Below are 22,863 nucleotides of genomic sequence, written 5' to 3'. Positions count from 1 at the left end.
GCGTCAGAACTTGATGCTGCCGATCATGCTCGCCACGCTCGTCGTCAGGTCGCTGATGGTGGGAGCGATCGTCGAGGACGCCAGATAGAAGCCGAGCAGGATGCAGACGACAGCGTGACCGCCCTTCAGTCCCGACTTCTTGACCAACAAGAAGACGACGATCGCCAGCAGCACCACCGCCGAAATCGAGAGTGCCACGGCGGCTCACCTCCAAGGACCCGGGAAACGTGGGGGAAAACAGAGCGAGGGAACACGTAAATCCATACGACTGCCAGCAGGTTCATACCCACTCAGCGCTAGTGATCATAACTACGTGTGGGCGCGCATCTCTCGGCGCACAGCCGCACAAGGGGGTCGCATGGCCAATATGGTCGGGGGATGACGACCGAGTCCGACTCCTTCCCCCGCAGGCACGCCCGCACCCAGCGGTTCACTCTCGGCGCGCCGCGCTCGTTCACCGTGGCCCCCGACGGTTCCCGCGTCGTGTTCCTGCGCTCCGGCTCCGGCACGGACCGCGCGGGCGCGCTCTGGGTCCTCGATCCGGCGGACGGCACGGAACGCCTGGCCGCCGACCCGCGCGCCCTCCTCGGGGGCGCCTCGGAAGACCTGTCGACCGAGGAGCGGGCACGCCGTGAACGCAGCCGCGAGGCCGGTGAGGGCATCGTCGGCTACGCCACCGACGCGGGTGTGGAGCTGGCGTCTTTCACCTTGTCAGGGCGGCTTTTCACGGCCGAGCTGAGGGCCGGGACGGCCGCCGAGCTGCCGGTCGCCGGGCCGGTGATCGACCCTCGCCCGTCCCCCGACGGGCGACTCGTCGCCTATGTCGCCGGGGGCGCTCTGCGGGTGGTGGGCGCGGAGGGCGAGGGCGACCGGGCGGTGGCGGAGCCGGAATCGGAGCCGGTTTCCTATGGATTGGCCGAGTTCATCGCGGCCGAGGAGATGGCCCGCTCGCGCGGGTTCTGGTGGTCTCCGGAATCGGATCGGCTGCTGGTCGCCCGGGTGGACGACACGCCGGTGGAGCAGTGGTGGATCTCCGATCCGGCCCAGCCGAAACGTGACCCACGACACGTGCGATATCCGGCGGCCGGGACGCCCAACGCTGACGTACGGCTGTTCGTGTTCGGTCTCGACGGGGTGCGCACGGAGGTCGTCTGGGATCGTGCGCGCTATCCGTATCTGGCGCGAGTGCACTGGTCAGGGGCGGGGGCGCCGCTGCTGCTCGTACAGGCGCGCGACCAGCGAAGTCAGCTGTTCCTGGCGGTGGACACCGACTCCGGAGCGACCCGGATGGTGCATGCCGACGAAGATCGGATTTGGCTGGAACTTTTCCCTGGGGTGCCCTGCTGGAGCCCTTCGGGACAGCTGGTCCGGATCGCCGACGAGGGCGGCGCGCGGGTCCTCACGGTCGGCGAACGCCCGCTGACCGGCGATCAGTTGCACGTACGGGCGGTCCTGGACGTCACGGCCGACGACGTGCTGGTGGCCGCCTCCGCCGGGGCGGGCGCGGCGGCGCCCGAGGTCGGCGAGGTGCACGTCTACCGGGTGAACGAGCTCGGCGTGGAGCGCCTCTCCCAGGAGCCCGGCGTACACGGGGCGGTCCGCGCCGGGAACGTGACCGTGCTGACGTCGGCGGTCCTGGACCGGCCGGGCACCGTGGCGCGGGTGCTGCGGGACGGGAAGCCCGCCGCGTCCGTCGGGTCCTGTGCGGCGGATCCCGGACTGTCCCCCCGCGTGAAGCTCGTCGAGGGGGGCGCACGACGCATTCCGTGCGCCGTGCTGATGCCTGCGGACCACCGCGGTGACGCCCCTCTGCCCGTGCTCATGGACCCCTACGGCGGTCCGCACGGCCAGCGGGTGGTCGCCGCGCACAACGCGCACCTCACCTCCCAGTGGTTCGCCGACCAGGGCTTCGCGGTGATCGTCGCCGACGGCCGGGGCACGCCCGGCCGCTCGCCCGGCTGGGAGAAGGCGATCCACCACGACTTCACGGTCGCCCTCGACGACCAGATCGAGGCGCTGGAGGATCTGGCGAAGAGCCACCCCCTCGACCTCTCCCGGGTGGCGATCCGCGGCTGGTCCTTCGGCGGCTGGCTCGCCGCCCTCGCCGTGCTGCGCCGACCCGACGTCTTCCACGCGGGCATCGCCGGCGCCCCGGTGGCCGACTGGCGGCTCTACGACACCCACTACACCGAGCGATACCTCGGAGATCCGGCGACGTCGCCGGCGGCGTACGCGAAGAGTTCGCTGGTCGCCGACGAGGGGCTCGCCGAGACCGCCGAACCGCACCGGCCGCTGATGATCGTCCACGGCCTGGCCGACGACAACGTGGTCGTCGCGCACGCCCTGCGGCTGTCCTCGGCCCTGCTGGCGGCCGGCCGCCCGCACGAGGTGCTCCCCCTGTCGGGCGTCACCCACATGACCCCGCAGGAACAGGTCGCGGAGAACCTGCTCCTCCTCCAGGTGGACTTCCTCAAGCGCGCTCTCGGACTGCGCTGAGCAGCGGCGCTCGTCACCACGGGCAACGGGCCGGGGCGACATGCGCCCCGGCCCGTTTACGGCACCCGCACGGCCGTACGCTGTTCAGCCTGACGCGTCCGTATATCGGAATCGGGTCGGCCAAGTTGCCTGCGTGTTAACGCGGTTGCTGCGCAAATGTGCGGTTGCGTCGACCCGTCCGGTCGCGGCCCGGTCTCCGTCAGGTCTGTGGTTCCTCCGGCGGGACCACCTGCTTCAGCTCGGCGAAGTGGCACGCCGAGTCGTGCGCCTCGGGCCCCGTGGCGTGGCGGAACTCCGCCGGGACGGCCAGCGCCGGCACCTCCAGCGCGCAGCGCTCCTGCGCCTTCCAGCAGCGGGTGCGGAAGCGGCAGCCGGAGGGGACGTTCGTCGGGGACGGCACGTCGCCCACCAGGATGATCCGCTCCCGGTGCTCACGCGCCTCCGGGTCCGGCAAGGGCACCGCGGACAGCAGGGCCTGGGTGTACGGGTGCGTGGGGTGGTCGTAGATCTCGGCGTCGCGGCCGATCTCCACGATCCGCCCGAGGTACATGACCCCGACCCGGTCCGAGATGTGCCGGACGATCGACAGGTCGTGCGCGATGAACAGATAGGACAGGTCGAACTCGCTCTGCAGCCGGTCCAGCAGGTTGATCACCTGCGCCTGGACCGACACGTCCAGCGCGGACACCGGCTCGTCGGCGACGATCACCTCGGGGCGCAGGGCCAGCCCCCGCGCGATGCCGATGCGCTGGCGCTGGCCGCCGGAGAACTGGTGCGGGTACCGGTTGATGTACTCCGGGTTGAGGCCGACGACGTCCAGCAGGTCCTGGACCTTGCGCCGCCGGTCGCCCTTCGGGGCCACCTCGGGGTGGATCTCGTACGGCTCCCCGATGATGTCGCCCACCGTCATCCGGGGGTTGAGGGAGGTGTACGGGTCCTGGAACACCATCTGGATGTTGCGCCGGACCGCCTTGAGGGCGCGCCCGGACAGCTTGGTGATGTCCTCGCCCTTGTAGCGGATCTCGCCGGCCGTCGGCTTCTCCAGGTTGACCAGCATCTTGGCGACGGTCGACTTGCCGCAGCCCGACTCCCCGACGATGCCGAGGGTCTCGCCGCGGTGCAGGGTCAGGTCGACCCCGTCGACGGCCTTCACCGCGCCGACCTGCTTCTTGAAGAGGATGCCCCGGGTCAGCGGGTAGTGCTTGACGAGCCCGCTGACCTCCAGAATCGGCTCAGCCATGCAGGCACTCCCTCCAGAAGTGGCAGGCGCTGGTGCGGTCCGCGTCGGAGTCCTCGACGTCGTACAGCGGCGGGACGTCCGTACGGCACACCTCCCGGGCCATCGGGCAGCGCGGGTTGAAGGCGCAGCCGGGCGGGATGTGCATGAGGTTGGGCGGCAGGCCCTTGATGGCGTAGAGCTCCTGGCCCTTCTGGTCGAGCCGCGGGATGGAGTCGAGCAGGCCGCGGGTGTAGGGGTGGGCCGGCGCCTTGTAGATGTCGTGCACGGGGGCCGACTCCACGATCCGGCCCGCGTACATGACGGCGATGCGGTCGGCGACGTCCGCGACCACGCCGAGGTCGTGGGTGATGAGGATGAGGCCCATGTGGTACTCGCGCTGCAACTCCGCGAGCAGGTCCATGACCTGTGCCTGCACCGTGACGTCGAGGGCGGTGGTGGGCTCGTCGGCGATGATGAGCGCCGGTTCCAGGGCCATCGCCATCGCGATCATGATGCGCTGGCGCATGCCGCCGGAGAACTGGTGCGGGTAGTCCTTGACCCGTTCCCGGGCGGCCGGGATGCGGACGCGGTCCATCAGTTCGACGGCCCTGGCGCGCGCGTCCTTCCTCGACATCCCGCGGTGCACGACGAACATCTCGCCGAGCTGGTCGCCGACCGAGAGCACGGGGTTCAGGGACGACAGGGCGTCCTGGAAGATCATGGCCATCTCGGCCCCCCGCACCTTGCGGCGCTCGTCCTCCTTGAGCTTCAGCAGGTCCCTGCCCTGGAAGAGGATCTCGCCGGAGGTGATCCGGCCGGGCGGCACGTCGAGGATGCCCATGATCGCCTGGGCGGTGACGGACTTGCCGGACCCGGACTCGCCGAGCACCGCCAGCGTCTCCCCCGCGTCCACGCCGTAGCTGACGCCGTTGACGGCCCGGGCGATCCCGTCCCGGGTGCGGAACTCCACGTGCAGGTCACGCACTTCGAGCAGCATCCGCCCGTCACCTCAGCTTCGGATCGAGGGCGTCGCGGACCGCGTCGCCGAGCATGATGAAGGCCAGGACCGTGAGGGCCAGGGCGCCCGAGGGCCACAGCAGGGCGTGCGGGGCGTTGCGGATGTACGGGGAGGCGGCGGAGATGTCGATGCCCCAGGAGACCGTCGGCGGTTTCAGACCGACGCCGAGGTAGGACAGGGTCGCCTCCAGCGCGATGTACGTGCCGAGCGCGATGGTCGCCACGACGATCACCGGGGCGACCGCGTTGGGCGTGATGTGCCGCAGCAGCAGCCGGGAGTGGGAGGCGCCGAGGGCGCGGGCCGCCTGGACGTAGTCGTTCTGCTTGGCGGTGATCACCGAGCCGCGGGCGATGCGGGAGATCTGCGGCCAGCCGAGCAGCACCATGAACCCGATGACGGGCCAGACGGTGTTGCTGGTCACCACGGAGAGCAGGACGAGGCCGCCGAGGACGACGGGGATGGCGAAGAAGACGTCGGTGATCCGGGACAGGATCGCGTCCCAGGAACCGCCGAAGAAGCCCGCGAGGCCGCCGAGCACGCTGCCGAAGAGCGCGACGCCGAGCGTGGCGAGGACGCCGACCGTCACGGACGTACGAGCGCCGTAGACGACCCGTGTGTAGACGTCGCAGCCCTGACCGTCGAAGCCGAAGGGATGGCCGGGCTGGGAGCCCTCCTGGGCCTTGGACAGGTTGCACTTGAGGGGGCTCAGCCAGGTGATGGATCCGGGCCACAGGGAGATGAACACCAGGAACAGGATGACCAGCCCGGAGACGATGAAGACGGGGTTGCGGCGCAGGTCCCGCCAGGCGTCGGACCACAGGGAGCGTGCCTTCTCGGACGGGCCGGCGCCCTGCGGCCCGCCCGGGGTCTTCTCCAGCGTCTCCCCCTCCGCCGTGGCGAGGTCCATCGCACCGCCCATGCCGGTGTCGGCGATGGCGCCGTCCTCCGGCGTGCGGCCCGCGCCCGGCAGACGGTGCTCCGGCGGCGTCGGCTCAGGCATAGCGGATCCTCGGGTCGAGTACGGCGTACAGGAGGTCGACGAGCAGATTGGCCACCAGGAACACCAGGACGAGGACGGTCACGAAACCGACGACGGTCTGGGTGTTCTGGCGGAGGATCCCCTGGTAGAGCTGGAAGCCCACGCCGTGGATGTTGAAGATGCGCTCGGTGACGATCGCGCCGCCCATCAGAGCCCCGATGTCGGTGCCGATGAAGGTGACCACAGGGATGAGGGAGTTGCGCAGCAGATGCCGGGTGACGACCCGGCGGTGCGGCAGCCCCTTGGCGACGGCCGTGCGGACGTAGTCGGACCGCTTGTTCTCCGCGATCGACGTGCGGGTCAGCCGGGTGACGTACGCGAGCGACACGGACGCCAGCACCAGCCCCGGCACGATCAGTTCGCCGAACTCGGCGTCCGAGGAGACCGACGGCTTGATCCAGCCCCACTCCACGCCGAGCAGCAGTTGCAGCAGCAGACCGGTGACGAAGGTGGGGACGGAGATCACCACGAGGGTCAGCAACAGAACCCCGGTGTCGACGGGCCGGCCCCGGCGCAGGCCCGTCACGACGCCCAGGGTGATGCCGATGACGATCTCGAAGACGATCGCGACGATGGTCAGCCGGATGGTGACCGGGAACGCCGTCGACATCAGCTCGGTGACCGGCTGGCCGTTGAACGCCGTACCGAAGTCTCCGGTGAAGACGTTCCCCATGTAGGTCAGGTACTGCTGCCACACCGGCTTGTCGAGGCCGAACTCCTTCTTCAGCTGGGCGGCGGTGGCCGGGTCGCACTGCCGGTCACCGCACAGGCCCGCGATGGGGTCGCCCATCACGTTCACCATCAGGAAGATCAGCAGCGTTGCCCCGATGAACACGGGGATCATCTGGAGCAGACGCCGGATCACATACCGGCCCACGGCGGGTCAGCTGACCTTGATCTCGTTGTAGACCGGGACGGAGAACGGGTTGAGCTTGACGTTCGAGAGCCGCTCGGAGTAGCCGGCGCTGCCGTTCTGGTACCAGAGCGGGATGGCGGCCATGTTGTCGCGGACGACCTCCTCCGCCTTCTGGAACGTCTCCACGGCCTTCGCGGTGTCGGTCTCGGCGTTCGCCTGGTTGACGAGCGAGTCGAAGTCCTTGTTCGACCACTTGCCGTCGTTGGAGGAGGCGTTCGTGTAGTAGAGCGGCTGGAGGAAGTTCTGGATGAGGGGGTAGTCCATCTGCCACCCCGCCCGGAACGGGCCGCTCATCTTCCGGTCGGTGATCTGGTTGCGGAAGTCGGCGAAGGTGCCGACCGGGTTGCCGACGCAGGCCTTGTCGTTGTCGAGCGCGTTGTTGATCGAGTTGCAGACGGCGTCGACCCACTGCTTGTGGGACCCGGTGTCCGCGTTGTAGCTGATCTTCACCTGGCCGCCGGGGAGTCCGCCGCCCTCCTTGATGAGCTGCTTCGCGGCCGCGGGGTCGTAGTCGCAGGCGTCCCCGCACAGGCCTTCCTTGAAGCCGCCGTCCTCGCCGAGCACCGGGGAGGTCCAGTCGGTGGCCGGGGTGCGGGTCTTCTGGAAGATCGTCTCGGTGATCTGCTCACGGTCGATCGCGCGGGACAGACCGGTGCGGACCTTGGCCGAGCCGGCGGTGTTCCACTTCGGGTCGTAGAACGGGAAGGCGAGGGTCTGGATGATGCCGGCCGGGGTGTTGAGGTAGCGGTCGCCGAGGTCGGCCTTGACGTTCTTGAGCTGGGCCGCGGGCACGTCGTCGACCAGGTCGAGGTTGCCGGCCATCAGGTCGGTGTAGGCGGTGTTGTTGTCGGTGTAGACCTTGAGGGTCACCCCGCCGTTCTGCGCCTTGTCCTCGCCCGGGTAGTCGGCCCACTTCTTCAGCTCCATCTGGGAGCCCTTGGCGTAGGACGCGATCGTGTAGGGCCCGTTGCCGACCGGCTTCTCCAGCCAGCCGGAGTGGTCGCTGAAGAAGCTCTGCGGCAGCGGGGCGAAGGCGGGGTAACCCAGCGTGTCGGGGAAGGTCGAGAACTTCTGCGTGAGCTTGACGGTGAAGGTCTGGTCGTTCACGACCTTGAGCCCGGAGAGGGTGTCGGCGGTCTGCTTGCCGCCCTCGGCGGGGTGCGTCTGGGCGTAGCCGTCGATGTACTCGAAGAAGTACGCGTTCTTCTGGTTGTTCTTCAGGCTCGCGCCGTAGTTCCAGGCGTCGACGAACGACTTCGCCGTCACCTTCTCGCCGTTGCTGAACGTCCAGCCGTTCTTGACGGTGATGGTGAAGTTCTGCGAGTCCGTGGTGGCGATCTTCTCGGCCAGCATGTCCTCGGCCGCGCCGGTCTCCGGGTTGTACCGCTTCAGGCTCCGGAAGATCATGTCGAGGACCTTGCCGCCCTGGACCTCGTTGGTGTTGGCGGGCTCCAGCGGGTTCTGCGGGTCACCCCAGGAGGAGCTGAGGACGGCGCCGGCGTCGCCGCTGCCGCCCCCGCTGTCGCTCCCCCCGCTGCCGCAGGCCGTCGCCGTGAGCGCTGCCGCGGCCGCGCATGCGACCCACTTGGCGTGCGTGGCTCCACGCATGGGATGCCTCCTCGTTGACTGCGCGCCTGTCGCCCTGTCACCTGATCCTTTACCAGGCGATATCGGTACATAAGCGATTCGACGCACTTTCACCCGTCCGTAGGGGTGCATCGGACGCACCCGGAGCACGACGCCCGAACGGGCGCACGGACACGGCCGCAGGAAGGGGAGCGTGCGGGGGCCGGGGCGTCGGGCTGGCGTGGACGCGCGCGGGGCGCAGTCCTCCGGGCAAGGGCCTGGCCGGCGGGCGGGGCGCAGGCCGGTGGGCGAGGCGCGGGTCGACGGACGGCGGGCACGGCGCGGGCGGGAGCCTGGGCCGGCGGGCGAGGCACTCGTGCGGGGCGCGGGGCGGTGCGCGAGGGGTGGACGCGCGTGGGGCGCAGTGCTTCCGGCGAGAGGCCGGCCGGGGTGCGGGGCTCGGTTACGCGGGGTTCGGGCGGTGCTCGTCGGGGCCCTCGGGCGGGCGGGCCACCAGCTCGACCTCGAAGCCGTCGGAGTTCTCGAGGTAGGCCGCGTAGTGCTCCGGACCGCCCGCGTGCGGATACCGCTCGGCGAACAGGGGCCTCCAGCCGTGCCCGGGCGCCTGCGCCACGAGGGCGTCGAGTGCCGACGGGCTCGCGGCATGGAAGGCGAGGTGGTTGAGGCCGGGGCGCAGCCGGTCGTGGCCGCCGTCGTCCCTCATCGCCGGGGACTGCTCGACGACGAGGTAGGTCGGACCGAGCCGCCAGCTGCGGCCCCGGTCCCAGTCCTGGTACAGCTCGTACCCGAGACCGCCGAGCAGCCAGCCCCACTCCCTGGACGCCCGTGGCAGATCCGGGACCCACAGCTCGACGTGGTGCAGCATCGTGTCGTCCTTGGTCTTACGTGTTCATGCCCGGTCGGCGCGCGGCGGGGAACGGGGCGGGGAACGGGGCGGGGAAGGGGTGCCGACGATAGCGGCCTCCGGCAGCACTGGCTGCCGGAGGCCGCTATCGGGTGTGAGCGCTCGGCTCGACGTCAGGCCGCGTGGACGACGTCCTTCTCCTCGGCGAAGTGGCAGGCCGACTCATGGGCGGCCGGCGTGTCGGAGCCCTTGAACCGCTCCGGGATCGCGAGCAGCGGGACCTCCTGCGAACACTTGTCCTCGGCCTTCCAGCAGCGGGTGCGGAAGCGGCAGCCCGACGGCGGGTTGGCCGGGGAGGGGACGTCACCGGACAGGATGATCCGCTCGCGGTGCTCGCGGGCCGCCGGGTCCGGCACCGGCACGGCCGACAGCAGCGCCTGCGTGTAGGGATGCGTCGGGTGATCGTAGATCTGCTCGTCGGAGCCGATCTCGGCGATCTTGCCGAGGTACATCACGCCGACGCGGTCGGAGATGTGCCGGACGATCGACAGGTCGTGCGCGATGAAGAGGTAGGAGAGGTTGAACTCCTCCTGCAGTCGCTCCATCAGGTTGATGACCTGCGCCTGGACCGACACGTCCAGGGCCGAGACCGGCTCGTCGCAGATGATGATCTCCGGGTTGAGCGCGAGGCCGCGCGCGATGCCGATGCGCTGGCGCTGGCCGCCGGAGAACTGGTGCGGGTACCGGTTGATGTACTCCGGGTTGAGGCCGACGACGTCCAGCAGTTCCTGGACCTTGCGCCGCCGGTCGCCCTTGGGGGCCACCTCGGGGTGGATGTCGTACGGCTCCCCGATGATGTCGCCCACGGTCATCCGGGGGTTGAGGGAGGTGTACGGGTCCTGGAACACCATCTGGATGTTGCGCCGGACGGCCTTGAGGGCGCGCCCGGACAGCTTGGTGATGTCCTGGCCCTTGTAGAAGATCTCGCCGGCGGTGGCCGCCTCAAGGTTCATCAGGAGCTTGGCGACGGTCGACTTGCCGCAGCCGGACTCGCCGACGATGCCCAGGGTCTCGCCCTGGTGCAGGTCGAAGGAGACGCCGTCGACGGCCTTGACCGCGCCGACCTGCCGCTTGAACAGGATGCCCTGGGTCAGCGGGAAGTGCTTGACCAGGTTGCGCACCTGGAGGATGGGCTCGCCGCGCTCGACGGGGGCTTCGATCGCGGCGACGGCCTCCGTCTCCGACTGCACGTCGACGGCCTCCACTTCGGAGACGTTCGGTGTGGCGTCCTGGCGCTCGTCGTTCTTGCTGAGCTCAGCCATGGATCGTCTCCTTCCAGAAGTGGCATGCCGAACCTCGGCCGACCAGCTCGGTGCCGTCCTGCTCGGTCACCGGAAGCAGCGCCGGGACCTCCGTACGGCAGATGTCCTGTGCCTTGGGGCAGCGCGGGTTGAAGGCGCAACCGGCGGGGATGTTCAGCAGGTTGGGCGGCAGACCCTTGATCGCGTACAGCTCCTGGCCCTTCTGGTCCAGGCGCGGGATCGAGTCCAGCAGGCCGCGGGTGTACGGGTGCGCGGGCCGCTTGTACAGCTCGTGCACCGGCGCGGTCTCGACGATGCGGCCGGCGTACATGACCGCGATCTTGTCGGCCACGTCCGCGACCACGCCGAGGTCGTGGGTGATGAGGATCAGACCCATCTGGTACTCGCGCTGCAGCTCCGCGAGCAGGTCCATGACCTGGGCCTGCACCGTCACGTCGAGCGCGGTGGTCGGCTCGTCGGCGATGATCAGGTCCGGTTCCATCGCCAGCGCCATGGCGATCATGATGCGCTGGCGCATACCGCCGGAGAACTGGTGCGGGTAGTCGCCGACGCGCTGACGCGCGGCGGGTATGCGCACCCGGTCCATCAGGTCGATGGCCCTGGCCTTGGCGTCCTTGCGGGACAGCCCCTGGTGGGCCCGGAACATCTCGCCCAGCTGGAAGCCGACGGAGAGCACGGGGTTGAGGGACGACAGCGCGTCCTGGAAGATCATCGCCATCTTGGCGCCGCGCAGCTTGCGCCGCTCGCTCTCCGGCAGGCTCAGGATGTCCTGGCCCTGGAAGAAGATCTCGCCCTTGCTGATCCGCCCGGGAGGGCTGTCCAGGATGCCCATGATGGCCTGCGCCGTGACGGACTTGCCGGAGCCCGACTCGCCAAGGACGGCGAGCGTCTCGCCCGCGTTGACGCTGTAGTTGACGCCGTTGACCGCCTTGGTCACGGAGTCGCGGATCTTGAACTCCACGTGCAGGTCGCGGACTTCGAGAAGGGGTGCGGACCCGTCCGGCCCGGCGTTCGAGGGAGCCTGCTCCAGGCTGGTCATGCCATCACCTTCGTCTTGCTTGCTCAAGGGGGTTCGACTCATGGCTGCGGGTCACCGGAGCTTCGGGTCGAGCGCGTCGCGAAGACCGTTGCCCAGCAGGATGAAGCCCAGCGCGGTGATGACGATCGCGATGCTGGGGTAGGTCCACATGTAGTCCTTGACTCCCATGAACCCGCGACCGGCGGCGATCATGTTGCCCCACTCCGCGACCTCGGGGTCGACACCGACGCCCAGGTAGGACAGCGACGCCTCGGCCACGATCGCGATGCCGACGTTGCTGGTGCCGTACACCAGGACGGAGGTCAGCGAGTTGGGCAGGATGTGCTTGCGGATGATCCGGCTCTGACTGGCGCCCAATGCCTTCGCCGCGTGCACGTAGTCCATCTCGCGCACCGACAGGATCTGACTGCGCAGCAGCCGGGCGAACGTCGCCCAGGAGAAGATGCCCAGCGACAGGACCACCGGCATCACGCCACGGCCCATGAGCAGGATGATGACGATGGCGCCGATCAGCAGCGGGAAGGCGAAGAAGATGTCCGCCACGCGCATGATCACGGTGTCCAGCCAGCGACCGTAGTAACCGGCCAGCGCGCCGAAGAGGATGCCGAGGGTCATCGCGACGAGGATCGAGGCGAGACCGACGATCATGGCGATGCGGCTGCCGTAGATGAGGCGGGAGAGCTGGTCGCGGCCGAGCGAGTCGGTGCCGAGCCAGTGTCCCGCGCCCGGGGACTGCAGGGTCGCGTTCAGGTCCTGCTCGAGGGGGTCGTGCGGCGCGAGCAGGGGCGCGAATATCGCGGCGAGGATGAGGACGACGATGATGGCCAGGCCGAGCACGGCGAGCTTGTTCTGCACGAAGCGGTGCCGGATGTCGGACCACTGGCTGACCCTGACGACGCTGGGTTCGGCGTCCTTGGAGGCCGAGACGGGGTCGGCCGTCTTCGGCTCGCCCGCGCCTGTGGCGAGTTCGGTCATGGTGTGACTCCTAGATGGGGGCGGCCCTACGGGTCAGGCCAGTCGGATACGCGGGTCCAGAGCGGCGTACAGCAGGTCGACGACCAGGTTCAGCACGACGAAGACCGCCACGCTGATGGTCACCACGCCCACGATGACGGGGTTGTTGTTCTGCTGGATCGCCTGGATCAGCGCAAGACCGATGCCGTTCCAGTTGAAGATCGTCTCGGTGATGATCGCTCCGCCGAGGAGACCACCGAAGGAGATGCCCAGATAGGTGATCACGGGGATGACCGAGTTGCGCAGGATGTGCCGCGAGAGCACCGTGCGCCGGGGAAGTCCCTTGGCGACGGCCGTCTTGACGTAGTCGGCGCCCAGGACTTCGAGCATCGTGCTGCGGGCCAGCTGGGCGACGAGTGCCGCGTCGATGATCGCCAGCGTCACGGCCGGCAGGACGATCGAGTTGAAGCTGTCGTCGGCGATCAGCGGGAACCAGCCCAGCTCGATGACGAAGACGCGCTGCATGATCATGCCGAGCACGATGGAGGGGACGCCGATCGCCAGTGTGGTGATGAACGTCGCCGACACGTCCCAGATCGAGTACCTGCGCATCGCCGCCAGCACACCGACGGAAATGCCGATGATGATGTCGAGAATGATCGCGGCGGTGGCCAGCTTGGCCGTGTTGGCCAGCTTCGGGCCGAGGATCTCGGAGACCGGCCGGCTCTGCGTGTAGTCCTGGCCGAGGTCTCCCTGGACGAGTTTGCCCACGTAGTTGCCGTACTGCACGATCAGCGGGTCGTCGAGTCCGTACTGCTTGTGCAGCTGCGCGATCACCGCGGGGTCGCGTGCCTTGTCGCTGCCCGCGATCTGCCCGACGGGGTCACCCGGGAGCACGAACAGGCAGGCGAACAGGATCATCGTCGCTCCGAGCACGACGACGACCAACTGGCCCAGCCTGCGGACCACATACCTTCCCATGACTTGCCTCTCTGCCTCGCTGCCGCTTCGTGGCAGCTCCCTCCCCCCAGGTTGGTGGGGCGGTAGGGGTAAGGGGCGGGAGAGTGGATCACACCGCTCCCGACGGTCGTCGAGGGCCGTGGCATCCGAGAGTGCGTCTCGGTTCCCACGGCCCCCGTCTCCAGACGCCGCGTCGCGCGGCGCCCGGTTACTTCATGCTGATCTCGGCGAGGTTCGGGTCCTCGTGGAAGTCCATCTTGATGTCGGCGAACTTCTTGGTGTTGGCGAGACGCAGCTGGGTGCGGTTCCACAGCGGGATCAGGGCCATGTCGTCCATGGCGAGCTTCTCCGCCTGCTTGTACAGGTCGTTGCGGCCGGCCTCGGACTCGGTGGCGCGGGCCTTGGCGAGCAGCGCGTCGAACGTCGGGTTGCTGTAACGGCCGCGGTTGTCACCGGTGACCTTGCCCGACGCGTCCTTGTTGATGGAGGCGGTGTCGAGCAGCGGGTACAGGAAGTTGTCCGGCGTCGGGTAGTCCGCGCCCCACGCGAAGCGGTACATGCCCGTGGCGCCCGGCTTCTGCTGGTCGGCGAGCAGCTCGGCGAACGGCTTGCCGGTCGCCTTCACCTTCAGGCCGAGGACCTTCTCGACCTGCTGCTTGACGGCCTGGATCCACTCCTCGTGGCCCGCGCCCGTGTTGTAGCCGAGCTCGAGGGTGGTGCCGGGGGTGAGACCGGCCTCCTTCGCGAGCTGCTTGGCCTTCGCCGGGTCCGACTTGATGCAGGACTGGCACAGGTCCTTCTGGTACACGCTGGCGAAGGCGGGCGGCAGGATCGTCGTCGACTTGGTCTGCATGCCCTGGAAGACGCCCTTGATGATGGCGTCCCGGTCGATCGCGTACGAGATGGCCTCGCGGGCCTTCTTGTCCTTGAGCGGACCGTTGTCGGTGATCGGGAGGAGGTAGTTCATCCCGTTCGTGTTCTCGTCGATCCACTCGCCCTGCGCGTCGTACTTGGCCTTGGCGGCCGGCAGCTGCGGGGTGGGCATACGGGCCCAGTCGAAGGTGCCCGCCTCGAAGCCCTGGTACTCCAGCGTGACGCCGTTGTTGGAGTTGAGGATGGAGATCTTGACCTCGTCGAGCTTGGCCTTGGTCAGACCGTAGTCGTCGTTGCGGACGAGAGTGATCGACCCGTTGTGCTGCCAGACGCCCTTCATCTTGAAGGGGCCGTTGCCGATCGGCGCGTCGTTGTACGTCTTGTTCTTCGCGTCGCCCGCGACCTTGGGCACCGGGCTGAAGACCGTGTGCGTGGTCTTGACGTAGAACTCGAAGTCCGGGGCGGAGAGCTTCACCTGGAGGGTGTTGGCGTCCGGGGCGCTCAGGCCGGACATGGTGGTCGCCTTGCCCGCCTGGACGTCGTCGAAGCCCGCGATGCCGGCCAGGTGGTAAGCGACGTCGGAAGCCGCCGTCTTCTGCACCACGCGGTTCCAGCCGCGGATGAACGACTCGGCGTCCACCGCTTCGCCGTTGGAGAACTTGGTGCCCGGCTTGATCTTGAAGGTCCAGGTCTTGCCGTCCGCGCTGACCTCCTTGGAGGTGGCGAGGGCCGGAATGACCTTGCCGTCGGCGGTCGGCTCGTACAGCCCCGTGAAGAGGTTGTCCGTGACCAGGATGCCCTCGGACTCCTGGGAGTTGTACGGGTCGATGGCGACCGGCTCCGTGATGCCCAGCCGGAAGGTGCCGCCGGCCTTGCCCGCGCCCTTGCCGCTGCTGCTGCTGTCGTCGTCACTGCCACCACAGGCAGTCGCGGCGAGAGCAATGACGATAGCCCCCGCCACCCACTTGGCGCTGTTGGCACCACGCATGGGGTTCCTCCTCGTGAGTCCTGGTTTTCACCGCAAAAGGGAGCACACAGCACTCACCCGGTCGACAAGGACGGAGAAGGTGGAGTACCCCCGCAGGCTCGTGAGTCGCCGCCCCCTGCAGCGCATGACCCGTCAACCCCGAGCTCTACGCGCCTAACTATCTGGCATGGAATCTGACCGAACCACACCCACGAGGTCTCGGTTCGATCACACCTGGCGTGTACTTCTTCCAAAATCCGGACAAACAGTTAGCAGAAAGATCCCTGCGAAACGGACTTGTTACACATCTATCGGGGATCACTGTCCGTATTCCGGACGCCACAGAAGGAAAATCAGTTGCGCCCGCACGCCCGGGCGTATCGGCCGGCTCGGGGCGCCCCTCATGGGGCGTCCGGCGGCTCACGGAGGCGCGCCGATGCCGCGCTGACTCTCCGTTCACACAGCAGGTTAGTAGGGAAAGTCGCTCGAAGCGGACTCCGGGCCCAGAACGAAGGGTTTTCCCTACGTGTTCCTTAACACCGGCCGCACAGCGCCCTGGCGGTCCCGGCGGCCTTCCGAACCGCCGTCACCCGTGGCGCCGCCCCCGGCCCGACCGGCGCGGACGCCGCGTCCCGGGCACCCCTACCATGCAGGCCATGGCGATGTTCGTGCATCTGACCTCGGCGGCGAACGCGCCGCGCATCCGGCGCTCCGGCGTCCGCGCGGCCGGCCGCGGACAGCAGGGCGCGCGCGGAGTGCACTGCTTCCCGGTGCTGCCGTCGCACACCCTCACTCATCAATGGCTGCGTGAGCTGGCCCGGTTCGGCAGCCGGGGCGGCCTGGTCGCCGTCCACGTGCGGCTGGACGACGCCGAGCCGGTGCTCACCGGCCACTACCGGGACGCAGCCCGGGGCGCGCAGGCGACGGTCACCGCAGCCGAGGCGGTACGGCGGATCGCGGCGCTCGAAGACCCGCGGGGGCACGAGGTGTTCGTGCCCCGGGCGATCGCCCCGCGCGAGGTGCACCGGATCCGCAGGGCCCCGCAGACGGTCGGCTGGCGGTATCTGCCGGACGCGCACGGCACCAGGCCCTGCACCTGTTTCGGCTGCCGGGTGCGCGGCGGACACGGGGCCCGGCGGCTGCGCGAGCGGCTGCCGCATCCCCTGGACGGTCCGCCCCCGCCGCCGCGGGCGCTGCTCGCCCGGGTGGCGTCCGCCGGGGAGCCCGGGGATCCGGTCGTGCTGCGGGAGGCGCTGCACTGGTTCGGCATGCGCAGACGCGGCCCGCTCGCCGAACTGGCCCCGCTCCAGGCGCATCCCGACCCGTCGGTGCGGGAGGACCTGGTGTGGGCCGTGGCCGGCTGGACCACTCCCGGAGTCGCCGGCCTGCTGGACCGCCTCGCCGCGGACCCGGACCCGGACGTCCGGGAGGCGGTGCTCGCCGTCCGCGAACCCTGACGCAGGCCGTACGGCCGCGGTCTCGCCCCAGGCCCGACGTCCCGGCCGCCCCGCCCGCGACGGTTCGCACAGAACCCGGGCGCCCCCATGGCGGGGGAACCCGGGCTGCGGAGCGTGCTGCGGCGGTGAACTGCCCGCGGATCAGCCGTGCTCGGCGCTGATCAGCCGGCCGTGACCGGTGCGGGTCAGCCGTGCTTGGCGCGGCTGGCGGTGCGGGCGCGGTCGCGCTGGTCGAGCACGACCTTGCGGATGCGAACCGCCTCCGGGGTCACCTCGACGCACTCGTCGTCGCGGCAGAACTCCAGCGACTGCTCGAGCGACAGCTTGCGCGGCGGCACGATCGCCTCGAACGAGTCGGCCGAGGACGACCGCATGTTCGTGAGCTTCTTCTCCTTGGTGATGTTCACGTCCATGTCGTCGGAGCGCGAGTTCTCGCCGACGATCATGCCCTCGTACACCTCGGTGCCGGGGTCGGTGAACAGCACACCGCGCTCCTGCAGGTTCGTCATCGCGAAGGCGGTGACGGCGCCGGCGCGGTCGGCGACCAGCGAGCCGTTGTTACGGGTCGTCAGCGTGCCGAACCACGGCTCGTGGCCCTCGTGGATGGAGTGCGCGATACCCGTGCCGCGCGTGCCGGTCAGGAACTCGGTACGGAAGCCGATGAGACCGCGGGAGGGAACGACGAACTCCATGCGGACCCAGCCCGAGCCGTGGTTGGACATGTTGTCCATCCGGCCCTTGCGGACGCCCATGAGCTGCGTGACGGCGCCCATGTGCTCCTCGGGCACGTCGATCGTCATGCGCTCGACGGGCTCGTAGACCTTGCCGTCGACGTCCTTGGTGACGACCTGCGGCTTGCCGATGGTCAGCTCGAAGCCCTCGCGGCGCATCTGCTCGACCAGGATGGCCAGCGCCAGCTCGCCGCGGCCCTGCACCTCCCAGGCGTCGGGACGCTCGGTGTCCAGGACGCGCAGCGAGACGTTGCCGACCAGCTCGCGGTCGAGGCGGTCCTTGACCTGACGGGCCGTGACCTTGCGGTCCTTGACCGCGGCCTTGTTGTCGGCGCCCTTGCCGGTGCCGCCACGGCCGACCAGCGGCGAGGTGTTGGTGCCGATGGTCATCGAGATGGCCGGCTCGTCGACCGTGATGAGCGGCAGCGCGATCGGGTTCTCGGGGTCGGCGAGGGTCTCGCCGATCATGATCTCCGGGATGCCGGCGACGGCGCAGATGTCGCCCGGGCCGGCCTTCTCGGCGGGCTTGCGGGTGAGCGCCTCGGTCATCAGCAGCTCGGTGATGCGCACGTTGGACATCGAGCCGTCACGCTTGATCCACGTGACGGTCTGGCCCTTGCGCAGCTCGCCCTCCTCGACGCGCAGCAGCGCGATACGACCGAGGAAGTTGTCGGCGTCCAGGTTGGTGACGTGCGCCTGGAGCGGGGCCTCCTCGTCGTACTCGGGGGCCGGGACGTGCGACAGGATCGTGGAGAAGAAGGGCTCCAGGCTGTCGCTGTCCTTCGGGACCGTGCCGTCCTCCGGCTTGGTCAGCGAGGCGACGCCGTCGCGGGCGCAGGCGTAGACGATCGGGAACTCGATCTGGTCCTCGTCGGCGTCGAGGTCGAGGAAGAGGTCGTAGGCCTCGTTGACGACCTCGTCGATGCGCGAGTCGGGGCGGTCCGTCTTGTTGATGCACAGGATGACGGGCAGGCGGGCCTGCAGCGCCTTGCGCAGCACGAAGCGGGTCTGGGGCAGCGGACCCTCGGAGGCGTCCACCAGCAGCACGACGGCGTCCACCATCGACAGGCCGCGCTCGACCTCACCGCCGAAGTCGGCGTGGCCGGGGGTGTCGATGATGTTGATGGTGACGACGTCCCCCCCGTCCTTGGGGTGGTACTTCACCGCCGTGTTCTTGGCGAGGATCGTGATGCCCTTCTCACGCTCCAGGTCGTTCGAGTCCATCATGCGGTCGTCGAGCGACTCGGCGGCGTGCGCGGCGAAGGCGCCCGCCTGCTTGAGCATGGCGTCGACCAGAGTCGTCTTGCCGTGGTCGACGTGGGCGACGATGGCTACGTTGCGAATGTCGTGGCGCGTGGCCATAAAGCGGCGTTCTCCCGGAGTGTGAGGGCGACCCTGCTGCGTACGTCTGTTTACGCGGGCCCTGCCGGGCTTGACACGCCACGGCCTCACCCCATGGTACGTGGCCCTGCGGGGGACGGCCTCCGCAGGGCCACCGGGGTCAGCGGCCGCTCACGTCCCGATCACTTGCGGGAGGCACTCGCAGAGGGGCTCCCTGCCTGGCCGGAGGGGGTCTTCGCGCTCTTCTTCAGGAAGCCCATGTCCTCGTAGACGGGGGTCTGGAATCCGAAGGCGCCCACGTTCACCACGTTCTTGCGCACCGCCGTGAGCTGGGGACGCTGGTAGAGAGGAATCGATCCGGCAGCCGCCCAGATCCGCGAGTCCGCCTTGCGGAGCAGGGAGCGGCTGCGGCCCTCGTCCAGGGTCGCGAGGGCCTGATCGAACAGCTGGTCGACCTGGTCGGTGCCGACCCGCGTGTAGTTCTGCTCGACGCTCAGCGAGCCGTCGGCGGCCGGCTGCGGCTTGGCGTAGATCGGCCGGGCGTCGGTGGCGGGGAAGGCGGACGCCGGCCAGGAGTACAGGGCGAGGTCGTACTGGCCGGACGCGATGTGGTCCTTGAAGTAGCTCTCGTCCGGGACCTTGGTGATCTCCGTGCGGATGCCGACCTTCGCCAGCATCTTCGTGATCCGGCCGGCGACCGTCTCCAGGGACTCGGATCCCGGCCCGGACGGCAGCACGAACCGCAGGCTGAGCGCCTTGCCGTCCTTGGCCAGCGCCTTGCCCGCGGTGCCGGCCGGGGCTGCGGTGCCCTTCGGGACGGCGGTGCCCGTCGGCCCGCCGGAGCTCTTGGGGGCGGCGGTGCCCTTCGGGGCGTAGGCGCCGGGGAAGCCGCCCCGGTGCGCCTGCCGGTACTGCGTGCCGTCCTGGGCGAGCCGGTGGCCGCCGTCCGCGCCCCGGGCGCTGTTCCTCGCGTTCTCGCTGCCCGCCGCGCGGGTCGTCTCCTCGCGGCCGGTCGCGGCGGGCGCCTTGTCGTCCTCGCCGACGACGTCGGCGCCCTCGTCCTCGGAGTCGCCGCCGGCCTTCTTCCCCGCGGAGCCGGCCGCCTTCTCGCCCTTGTCCTTGACCGGGCCGCCGAGCACCCAGCCGGCGTCCGCGAGCAGGGCCCGCGCCTCTGCGGCGTCCTGGTCGCCCAGCGCTCCGCTGTTGTCGGCGTAGACATCCTGTCCGGCGAGGGCGAGGTGACTGCCGACGGGTTCCGCGGGCAGCCCCAGCGGCTTCAGCACGAGCTCGGCCAGTTCCCCGCGGTCCAGGGCCCGGGCCACGGCCCGCCGCACCCGCTCGTCCGCGAGCGGCCCGTTCTCGCCGTTCAGGGCCAGCTGGGTGTAGGCGGGCTCGAGCGATCTGCGCACCTCGACGTCGCGCAGCGCCTTCTGCTGCTGCTCGAACTTCGCGACCGCCTTGCGCAGGTCGGCGAGGGCCTTCGCGTCACCCCCGGCCGAGTCCTTTTCCTTGTCGTCGCCCTTGCCCTTGCCCTTGCCCTTGTCGTTGTCCTCGCTCGTGTCCTCGGCTTTGGTCTTGCTCTTCTCCTTGCTCTTGCTCTTGCTCTTGTCTTCGTCGTCGTCGGCCGTGGCCTCGGCCAGGCCGTGGGCCCGGGCCCACGCCCGCAGGGCCTGCTCGGCGTCCCGCCCGGAGCCGGTGAGGGCGCCGGCCGGCGGTCCGGCCGCGCCGCCCGCCGCGCCGTCGACGCGCTGCGCCGTGGCCGGGTCCACCTCGGCCACGTCGATCTTCCCGTCGGCCAGCGCGGAGGCCCGCTCGTCGGGCTTGACGGCCGTCAGCGCGATCTCGGAGAGCTTGGCCGGCTTGCCCCACCAGCGCGGGTTGCGGGCGAGGCGCACCTGGTGGTTCTTGGTGTCGACCTTCTGGACCAGGAACGGTCCGGCGGTCACCTTCAGCTTGCGCCGCGCCCCGTCGTTGAAGGCGTCCGGCGTTCCCATGACGTCCTTCGGGTACAGCGGGGAGAAGAGCGAGCGCCAGTCGGCGTAGGGGCGGCTGAAGGTGACCCTGACCTCCAGGTCGTCAGCCCCGCGCTCGATCTTCTCGATGCGCTCGTAACCCGCGTTGCGGGCGGTCCAGTAGGCGCTGTCCTTGCCGGACAGGGCACGCCACTGGGCGGCGAAGTCGGCGGCGCCGATCTCCCGGCCGTCGCTCCAGACGGCCTGCTGGCTGAGCTTGTACAGGACGACCTGTCTGGGCTCGGTGTCGACGACCTTCGCGGACTCCAGATAGTCCGCGTCGCGCTGCGGCCTGCCCTGCGCGTCGATCCGGAACATCGACGGCAGCACGGCCTGGGCGACCCGGGTCGTGGCGGTGTCGGCGTCCGCCTGGAAGGTGTTGAGCGTCTCGGGCATCGCGTCCACGGCCCAGCGCAGCGTCCCGCCGTCGGCGACCTGGGCGCGGGCGGTCCGGGCGATGTCCTGGCGGGCCAGTGGGCGGCCCGCCTCGTCCGTGGACCCGCAGCCGGTCAGCAGGGGCGCCGCGAGCACGCCCGCGGACAGGAAGGCGACCGAGCGCATGACCGAACGCAGTCCGACGCTGTCGTAGGACTTCGACATCTCTGGTACCTCCGGGGAGCCGCTGGCAGTGCGTTCTGATCACATTTGGCGGTATTTTGGAGTTGATCAGATCTACGACTTACTGAAGAGGAAAGGGTTCGCCTGCCGGGAGCGACACGGCGGCAGGGCCCCGCAACCCCACTCGTGCGGAGCAACGCACTCCCTCCGCACTCCCTCCGCACCCCTCCGTATCCGCCAATCACTGCACACGCCTTCACATCCACCGGTGTGACGCGCAACACTCGCAGGCGCATGAACGTTGCCGTCCCGGGCCTGCCCACGGAAGCGAGGTCATGTCATGTCCGTGCACGACGACCTGACAACCGTCCAGCGTTGCCTCGACGACCTCTCCCGGTCCGTCGGCCGCCTGGAACAGCAGATCGGCAGCGGCGGCCTGGAGATGCGCCGCGTCCGCACCGACGCGGACCACCTGCGGGAGAGCGTCGCGCTGCTGCGCGAAGCCGCCGCGCATCCCGGTGCGCCGCGCAAGCCCGAACTGGTCACCATCCCCGACACCCCCTACGACGACTCCCTGTGGATCGACACGGACGACGAGGGACTCGGCGCCCGGGACCGACACGCCCCCTGACCCGAGCCTCCCGACCCGAGCCTCCCGACCCGACCGGAGTCCTGCGTTGGCCACTGGTACGGAACCCGCCTCCACCGACCCCCATCCCCCGAGCGGCGTACGCGGCGCCGGCCGCGCCGCGATCGCCGCGTCCCACCTGCGGACCGACCGCTGGTGGCTGGCGCCCGCCGCCACCGCCGCCGGTCTGCTGGCGTTCGTCGTCTACTCGACCTGGCGGGCCTTCGCGAACGCCGACTACTACGCGGCCCCCTACGTCTCGCCGTTCTACTCCCCGTGCCTGGCGGAGAACTGCGACACCATGCGGCACGGCCCCAACGCGGAGCTCTTCGGCGCGTGGTGGGGGATCTCCCCCGCGATCATCATCCTGATCTTCCCGCTCGGCTTCCGGCTGACCTGCTACTACTACCGCAAGGCCTACTACCGGGGCTTCTGGGCCTCGCCCCCGGCCTGCGCGGTGGCCGAGCCGCACAGGAAGTACACCGGCGAGACCCGTTTCCCGCTGATCCTGCAGAACGTCCACCGGTACTTCTTCTACGCCGCGATCGTCGTCGCCGGGATCCTCACCTACGACACCGTGCTCGCCTTCCGCGACGAGCACTACGCGTGGGGGCACATGGGGCTCGGCACCCTCGTCTTCCTGCTGAACATCGGGCTGATCTGGGCGTACACGATCTCCTGCCACTCCTGCCGGCACATCGTCGGCGGCAAGCTGAAGCACTTCTCGAGGCACCCCGTGCGCTACCGGGCGTGGCAGTTCGTCGGCAGGCTCAACGCCCGTCACATGCAGCTGGCCTGGGCTTCGCTGGTGAGCGTGGCGCTCGCCGACTTCTACGTCTATCTCGTCGCGTCCGGTGTGTTCGACGATCCGAGGTTTTTCTAGATGCTGCCGAACCTGATGA

General features: G+C 69.5%; 18 protein-coding genes. 4 read left to right on the top strand and 14 right to left on the bottom strand.

The features are described from left to right. Positions 1-3 precede the first annotated feature (3 nt). Positions 4-198, bottom strand: coding sequence for a hypothetical protein (locus ACN6LD_RS14145; RefSeq protein WP_062641281.1), 195 nt, complete (start codon positions 196-198; stop codon positions 4-6). 180 nt (positions 199-378) lie between these two features. On the opposite strand from ACN6LD_RS14145, the gene ACN6LD_RS14140 reads away from it, so the two are divergent. Further along, positions 379-2,496, top strand: coding sequence for a prolyl oligopeptidase family serine peptidase (locus ACN6LD_RS14140; RefSeq protein ID WP_445043332.1), 2,118 nt, complete (start codon positions 379-381; stop codon positions 2,494-2,496). Between the two features lie 199 nt (positions 2,497-2,695). Here ACN6LD_RS14140 and ACN6LD_RS14135 read toward each other — a convergent pair whose 3' ends face one another. From ACN6LD_RS14135 to ACN6LD_RS14085, 11 genes are all read right to left on the bottom strand, one after another. Further along, the gene (locus ACN6LD_RS14135) at positions 2,696-3,736 is read right to left on the bottom strand and encodes an ABC transporter ATP-binding protein (protein ID WP_445043331.1); all 1,041 of its coding nucleotides are present in this window, start codon (positions 3,734-3,736) and stop codon (positions 2,696-2,698) included. Next, a complete protein-coding gene (locus tag ACN6LD_RS14130) occupies positions 3,729-4,712 on the bottom strand; it encodes an ABC transporter ATP-binding protein (RefSeq protein WP_319193753.1) in 984 nt (327 codons plus the stop codon). Before ACN6LD_RS14130 ends, ACN6LD_RS14135 begins: the two co-directional genes overlap by 8 nt. A gap of 7 nt (positions 4,713-4,719) precedes the next feature. Then, positions 4,720-5,733: an ABC transporter permease gene (locus ACN6LD_RS14125; protein WP_319193751.1), complete on the bottom strand. Its 1,014-nt coding sequence runs from the start codon at positions 5,731-5,733 to the stop codon at positions 4,720-4,722. Continuing rightward, positions 5,726-6,649, bottom strand: coding sequence for an ABC transporter permease (locus ACN6LD_RS14120; RefSeq protein ID WP_319193749.1), 924 nt, complete (start codon positions 6,647-6,649; stop codon positions 5,726-5,728). The genes ACN6LD_RS14125 and ACN6LD_RS14120 overlap by 8 nt, the downstream gene beginning before the upstream one ends. 6 nt (positions 6,650-6,655) lie before the next feature. Beyond that, positions 6,656-8,296, bottom strand: coding sequence for a peptide ABC transporter substrate-binding protein (locus tag ACN6LD_RS14115; protein WP_319193747.1), 1,641 nt, complete (start codon positions 8,294-8,296; stop codon positions 6,656-6,658). Between the two features lie 421 nt (positions 8,297-8,717). Beyond that, positions 8,718-9,140 (bottom strand): VOC family protein, encoded by a 423-nt coding sequence (locus tag ACN6LD_RS14110; protein ID WP_445043330.1) that lies wholly within the window; start codon positions 9,138-9,140, stop codon positions 8,718-8,720. A gap of 152 nt (positions 9,141-9,292) precedes the next feature. After that, on the bottom strand, positions 9,293-10,441 hold the full coding sequence (locus ACN6LD_RS14105) for an ABC transporter ATP-binding protein (RefSeq protein ID WP_445043329.1): 1,149 nt from the start codon (positions 10,439-10,441) through the stop codon (positions 9,293-9,295). Further along, positions 10,434-11,480 carry an ABC transporter ATP-binding protein gene (locus ACN6LD_RS14100; RefSeq protein WP_319194075.1) on the bottom strand — a complete coding sequence of 349 codons (1,047 nt, stop codon included), beginning with the start codon at positions 11,478-11,480 and terminating at the stop codon, positions 10,434-10,436. Before ACN6LD_RS14100 ends, ACN6LD_RS14105 begins: the two co-directional genes overlap by 8 nt. 51 nt (positions 11,481-11,531) lie before the next feature. Continuing rightward, entirely contained in the window at positions 11,532-12,455 is a 924-nt protein-coding gene (locus ACN6LD_RS14095; protein ID WP_057584382.1) for an ABC transporter permease, read from the bottom strand. Between the two features lie 33 nt (positions 12,456-12,488). Next, the gene (locus ACN6LD_RS14090) at positions 12,489-13,415 is read right to left on the bottom strand and encodes an ABC transporter permease (protein WP_319194077.1); all 927 of its coding nucleotides are present in this window, start codon (positions 13,413-13,415) and stop codon (positions 12,489-12,491) included. A 187-nt stretch (positions 13,416-13,602) separates the two neighbouring features. Further along, a complete protein-coding gene (locus ACN6LD_RS14085) occupies positions 13,603-15,255 on the bottom strand; it encodes a peptide ABC transporter substrate-binding protein (protein ID WP_445043328.1) in 1,653 nt (550 codons plus the stop codon). 635 nt (positions 15,256-15,890) lie between these two features. Between ACN6LD_RS14085 and ACN6LD_RS14080 the strand changes: the two genes are divergently transcribed. Next, entirely contained in the window at positions 15,891-16,691 is an 801-nt protein-coding gene (locus ACN6LD_RS14080) for a HEAT repeat domain-containing protein (protein WP_319194080.1), read from the top strand. Between the two features lie 185 nt (positions 16,692-16,876). Here ACN6LD_RS14080 and typA read toward each other — a convergent pair whose 3' ends face one another. Then, entirely contained in the window at positions 16,877-18,784 is a 1,908-nt protein-coding gene (gene typA, locus ACN6LD_RS14075; RefSeq protein WP_057584386.1) for a translational GTPase TypA, read from the bottom strand. Positions 18,785-18,945: 161 nt separating this feature from the next. Further along, on the bottom strand, positions 18,946-21,375 hold the full coding sequence (locus ACN6LD_RS14070; protein WP_445043327.1) for an ABC transporter family substrate-binding protein: 2,430 nt from the start codon (positions 21,373-21,375) through the stop codon (positions 18,946-18,948). A gap of 298 nt (positions 21,376-21,673) precedes the next feature. Between ACN6LD_RS14070 and ACN6LD_RS14065 the strand changes: the two genes are divergently transcribed. Together ACN6LD_RS14065 and ACN6LD_RS14060 are read left to right on the top strand one after the other, a co-directional pair. Further along, entirely contained in the window at positions 21,674-21,964 is a 291-nt protein-coding gene (locus ACN6LD_RS14065) for a hypothetical protein (protein WP_057584388.1), read from the top strand. 46 nt (positions 21,965-22,010) lie between these two features. Next, the gene (locus ACN6LD_RS14060; RefSeq protein WP_445043326.1) at positions 22,011-22,844 is read left to right on the top strand and encodes a hypothetical protein; all 834 of its coding nucleotides are present in this window, start codon (positions 22,011-22,013) and stop codon (positions 22,842-22,844) included. Positions 22,845-22,863: the final 19 nt, after the last annotated feature.

The organism is Streptomyces sp. SAS_272 (genome assembly GCF_052543235.1).
The sequence above is the reverse complement of the archived record's forward strand: the minus strand, read 5'-3'. Positions and strand labels throughout refer to the sequence as shown.

Excerpts from the sequence above, each read along its gene's own strand:
- ACN6LD_RS14090 (WP_319194077.1), bottom strand. The coding sequence starts at position 13,415 with ATGGGAAGGTATGTGGTCCGCAGGCTGGGCCAGTTGGTCGTCGTCGTG.
- ACN6LD_RS14100 (WP_319194075.1), bottom strand. The coding sequence starts at position 11,480 with ATGACCAGCCTGGAGCAGGCTCCCTCGAACGCCGGGCCGGACGGGTCC.
- ACN6LD_RS14070 (WP_445043327.1), bottom strand. The coding sequence starts at position 21,375 with ATGTCGAAGTCCTACGACAGCGTCGGACTGCGTTCGGTCATGCGCTCG.
- ACN6LD_RS14080 (WP_319194080.1), top strand. The coding sequence starts at position 15,891 with ATGGCGATGTTCGTGCATCTGACCTCGGCGGCGAACGCGCCGCGCATC.
- ACN6LD_RS14095 (WP_057584382.1), bottom strand. The coding sequence starts at position 12,455 with ATGACCGAACTCGCCACAGGCGCGGGCGAGCCGAAGACGGCCGACCCC.
- ACN6LD_RS14110 (WP_445043330.1), bottom strand. The coding sequence starts at position 9,140 with ATGCTGCACCACGTCGAGCTGTGGGTCCCGGATCTGCCACGGGCGTCC.
- ACN6LD_RS14125 (WP_319193751.1), bottom strand. The coding sequence starts at position 5,733 with ATGCCTGAGCCGACGCCGCCGGAGCACCGTCTGCCGGGCGCGGGCCGC.
- typA (WP_057584386.1), bottom strand. The coding sequence starts at position 18,784 with ATGGCCACGCGCCACGACATTCGCAACGTAGCCATCGTCGCCCACGTC.
- ACN6LD_RS14105 (WP_445043329.1), bottom strand. The coding sequence starts at position 10,441 with ATGGCTGAGCTCAGCAAGAACGACGAGCGCCAGGACGCCACACCGAAC.
- ACN6LD_RS14140 (WP_445043332.1), top strand. The coding sequence starts at position 379 with ATGACGACCGAGTCCGACTCCTTCCCCCGCAGGCACGCCCGCACCCAG.
- ACN6LD_RS14115 (WP_319193747.1), bottom strand. The coding sequence starts at position 8,296 with ATGCGTGGAGCCACGCACGCCAAGTGGGTCGCATGCGCGGCCGCGGCA.
- ACN6LD_RS14065 (WP_057584388.1), top strand. The coding sequence starts at position 21,674 with ATGTCCGTGCACGACGACCTGACAACCGTCCAGCGTTGCCTCGACGAC.
- ACN6LD_RS14130 (WP_319193753.1), bottom strand. The coding sequence starts at position 4,712 with ATGCTGCTCGAAGTGCGTGACCTGCACGTGGAGTTCCGCACCCGGGAC.
- ACN6LD_RS14085 (WP_445043328.1), bottom strand. The coding sequence starts at position 15,255 with ATGCGTGGTGCCAACAGCGCCAAGTGGGTGGCGGGGGCTATCGTCATT.
- ACN6LD_RS14135 (WP_445043331.1), bottom strand. The coding sequence starts at position 3,736 with ATGGCTGAGCCGATTCTGGAGGTCAGCGGGCTCGTCAAGCACTACCCG.